The organism is Micrococcus sp. KRD128, assembly GCF_017168395.1.
GTDB lineage: Bacteria > Actinomycetota > Actinomycetes > Actinomycetales > Micrococcaceae > Micrococcus > Micrococcus luteus.
This window is the reverse complement of sequence record NZ_JABFAX010000053.1, coordinates 1-2,938: the sequence shown is the minus strand read 5'-3', so window position 1 is coordinate 2,938 and position 2,938 is coordinate 1. Positions and strand designations below refer to the sequence as shown.

Genomic DNA, 2,938 nt, shown 5'->3' with positions numbered 1-2,938 from the left:
AGATGTAGCTCCGTCTCGTGGGCTCGGAGATGTATATAAGAGACAGATCTACATGACGTCAGGGCGGGCCGAGGAGCTGTTCATGGGGGTCCTTGCGTGCGGGGGCCGCTGGGCGGTGAGCTGGTCGAGGGTGTGCATGGGGGCTCTCCTGGGTGCTGGGGGTGAGATGTAAGCAGTGCTGGTCTCAGGGGTGCTGCTCAGGTTCACGGTTTCGCTCTTAAGCACCGGGTGGGGTGCTGCGGAGCGCGTGGAGGTGGGCGTCGAGGCGTTCCTCGGCCAGGGGGATGTTCGTGGCGTACCACTTCTTCCAGGCCCCGGCCTTGTCCCCGGCCACCAACAGGATTGCCTGCCGGCGGGGGTCGAAGGCGAAGAGGATCCGGATCTCGCTGCGCCCGCTCGAGCCGGGGTGCAGCTCCTTAAGGTTCTTGTGCCTGGAGCCGGTGAGTGTGTCCACCAACGGTCAGTCCAGGGTCGGCCCGGGCTTGCTGGCGAGAGTTGTTGTCAATGACTGCTGAAACGCGAGCAGGAATCGACACCTGAAAACCGAGCAGGTGGGCCCAGCAAACAGCGGCATGAGCGCGTGTATGGCGGTGCATCCACGAAGCACGCCTCTCGGAAACGCGGGGACACCAGCGTTCAGCCGGTAGAATCATGAACAGACACGGCCGAGCCGCATGCAGGCGCTCGCCCCTTCCAGGAGAGACCATGACCAAATGGTTCCTGCTCGCCGGCGCCGTCGGTAGCGAAGTCATCGCATCGCTGTCACTCAAGGCAGCACTCACCCACCCCGCGCTGTACGCGGTCGTCCTGCTGGGCTACGTCTCAGCCTTCACCTTCCTCACCCTGGTACTAAAGCGCGGAATGGCCCTCGGTGTCGCTTACGGCATCTGGGGCGCGTTGGGTGTCGCCGCAACGGCGGTGCTGTCCGCCGTCCTGTTCGACGAACGGATCACGGCCATGATGGGGATTGGGATCGCCCTGGTGATCGCCGGCGTTCTGATGGTTGAACTGGGATCGCACCATACCCCCGACACCGACGAGCAGCAGGCGGGGGCAGCGTGATGCAGTGGCTATTCCTAGCCGGGGCCGTCCTGTCCGAGGTGGCTGCCACCCTGTGCCTGCGTGTGGCGGCCGCCGGCCGTCGTGGGTTCTACGCGGCCGTGGTCGTCGGTTACGTGCTGGCCTTTGTCTTCCTGACCCTCGCGCTGCGCGTCGGGATCGGGCTCGGTGTCGCCTACGGGATCTGGGCCGCCGCGGGGGTTGCCTTGACCGCGATCGCGTCCCATGTCCTATTCAAGGAACCCCTGACCCGCACCATGATCTTGGGGATCTTGCTGATCATGGCCGGTGTGCTGGTCATCGAAATCGGTTCCAGCTCCCACTGACCTGCGGCGGTGGCCGCGCCGCGCACTCATCGCCAAGGTGGTGATGTCACGCGCAACGTCTGATCGTGGCCGATCGGCGCGGATCAGTGGGGTGCCACCTTCCTCCGCGCCGGTTTAGTGACTAGCGTGCGGCGCATGAGCGGGGGTGCGCAGTCCGTCAGCGTCCGTGTGTATGGGGACTCGATTCTGGGGCAGGAGTGCCTGAAATCCATGATGTGGCCATGGAGTGTGGAGCGGCTCGGGTTGCCCTGTGTCGGTCTGTCGTGGGGGGTGCCGGGGGAGACGTTCAAGGTGCAGGGTGCCTATGCCCAGGAGCCGGTCCGGTATGAGGATCTCAACTTCCAGGAGATCGGTCTCGTGGGGGAGGACTTCGGCCGCGGGCGGCCGGCGTGGCCGGACCGGTGCTTCTCCCTCGAGCTGTTCCTGGAGTATTCCCCCGAGGTGGCGTGGCTTCGCCTGCGGGTGGTGGAGGAGGCAGGGGCGCAGGAGTTCCGAGCCCAGGTCACGTTGCGTCCCCGTTCGCAGGGCAGGGGCTGCCAGGCCGACCTCGACTGGTGGGAGTCTCGACTCGGAGCTCTTCCAGCCCAGATGAGGGAATGGGCTCGGTCCTGATCCGTTCCTCGGGGTCAGGGGCCCGGGCCCTCCTTCGTCCCGGGGATGCGCATGTTTCGGACGGGGCCCCGGCGGTGCAGGGGTCTCTCTGGGTCCGTGTCCAGTCGGGTATACCCCTTTACACGCCCCGCCCGCCCACGAGACCATCACGTCAGAGACGGTGTGAATCGCAGCGCTAAATGGCGTGGTTTTTGTAACGCTTTAAGGCCTGCTAATCAGGTGGGTGATCGGATCTGAGCTTTCCGCAGACGACAGGTTCTACGTCCGGCTGACGGCGGGTTTCATAGGCACCCCTGGCGCAACAAACGTTTTGTCGTGAAATCCTAGACCCCGCCCTAGAGGGCCTGTGGTTGAAGAGTCGGTCTTACGATGGACAATGGTCCAAACCAGCGACACCAGTGCGCACTGTTCGTGCTGTGGGCGGCGTCTGCCGTTGAGCAGGTTGCACGCGTTGGCGGATGGCGCGGCTTACGTCTGCCGGCGGTGCGGCTTATGGATTGCGGTCCGTCGTCGCTGAGTGATTCCGTTGAAACGTCTGGTTGTGGATGTGCCGATGATCAAAGGTAGCTACAGAGGCGCTTGACCCCTGATCTTGGACACGCTGATTCCAGCACGATGCTGGGGAAGCGAGAATCCAAGGGATGGCTAGGAAGAACTACACGGACGAGTTCCGGCAGCGCGCGGTGGACTTGTATGAGTCCACGCCGGGTTCGACGCTCAAGGGCATCGCCGGGGATCTCGGGATCTCTCGGGGTGTGAATCGCCCCGGGTCTGGTGGAGGCTCTGATCCAACGGAAGGATGCAGAGCATGCCAGCACCACGGAAGTACCCCGACGAGCTCCGCGAACGCGCCACGCGGATGACTCTGGAAGCCCGTCAAGACCCCGCCACGAGGACCGGAGCGTTCCGCCGTGTGGGAGAACAGCTCGGGATCAATCCCG

The 2,938-nt window shown here is 64.4% G+C and carries 4 protein-coding genes and 1 pseudogene; 4 read left to right on the top strand and 1 reads right to left on the bottom strand.

The window, feature by feature from the left end; genetic code table 11:
• Positions 1-217: 217 nt before the first annotated feature.
• Positions 218-454 carry a type II toxin-antitoxin system RelE/ParE family toxin gene (locus J1M44_RS11420; protein WP_020626389.1) on the bottom strand — a complete coding sequence of 79 codons (237 nt, stop codon included), beginning with the start codon at positions 452-454 and terminating at the stop codon, positions 218-220.
• A 251-nt stretch (positions 455-705) separates the two neighbouring features.
• Here J1M44_RS11420 and J1M44_RS11415 point away from each other — a divergent pair, with 251 nt between their 5' ends.
• The 4 genes and pseudogenes from J1M44_RS11415 to J1M44_RS11400 form a co-directional block, all read left to right on the top strand.
• A complete protein-coding gene (locus tag J1M44_RS11415) occupies positions 706-1,062 on the top strand; it encodes a DMT family transporter (RefSeq protein ID WP_020626388.1) in 357 nt (118 codons plus the stop codon).
• Positions 1,062-1,385 (top strand): DMT family transporter, encoded by a 324-nt coding sequence (locus J1M44_RS11410; protein ID WP_043280813.1) that lies wholly within the window; start codon positions 1,062-1,064, stop codon positions 1,383-1,385. Before J1M44_RS11415 ends, J1M44_RS11410 begins: the two co-directional genes overlap by 1 nt.
• A 135-nt stretch (positions 1,386-1,520) precedes the next feature.
• Complete coding sequence (locus J1M44_RS11405) at positions 1,521-1,997, top strand: hypothetical protein (protein WP_206481130.1); 477 nt, start codon at positions 1,521-1,523, stop codon at positions 1,995-1,997.
• Positions 1,998-2,638: 641 nt separating this feature from the next.
• Positions 2,639-2,761: pseudogene (locus J1M44_RS11400) on the top strand (IS3-like element IS3502 family transposase); the annotation flags it as partial.
• Between the last annotated feature and the right edge of the window lie 177 nt (positions 2,762-2,938).

What these genes read in the sequence shown, in the direction of transcription:
- J1M44_RS11415 (WP_020626388.1), top strand. Translation starts at nt 706, where the DNA reads ATGACCAAATGGTTCCTGCTCGCCGGCGCCGTCGGTAGCGAAGTCATC.
- J1M44_RS11410 (WP_043280813.1), top strand. Translation starts at nt 1,062, where the DNA reads ATGCAGTGGCTATTCCTAGCCGGGGCCGTCCTGTCCGAGGTGGCTGCC.
- J1M44_RS11405 (WP_206481130.1), top strand. Translation starts at nt 1,521, where the DNA reads ATGAGCGGGGGTGCGCAGTCCGTCAGCGTCCGTGTGTATGGGGACTCG.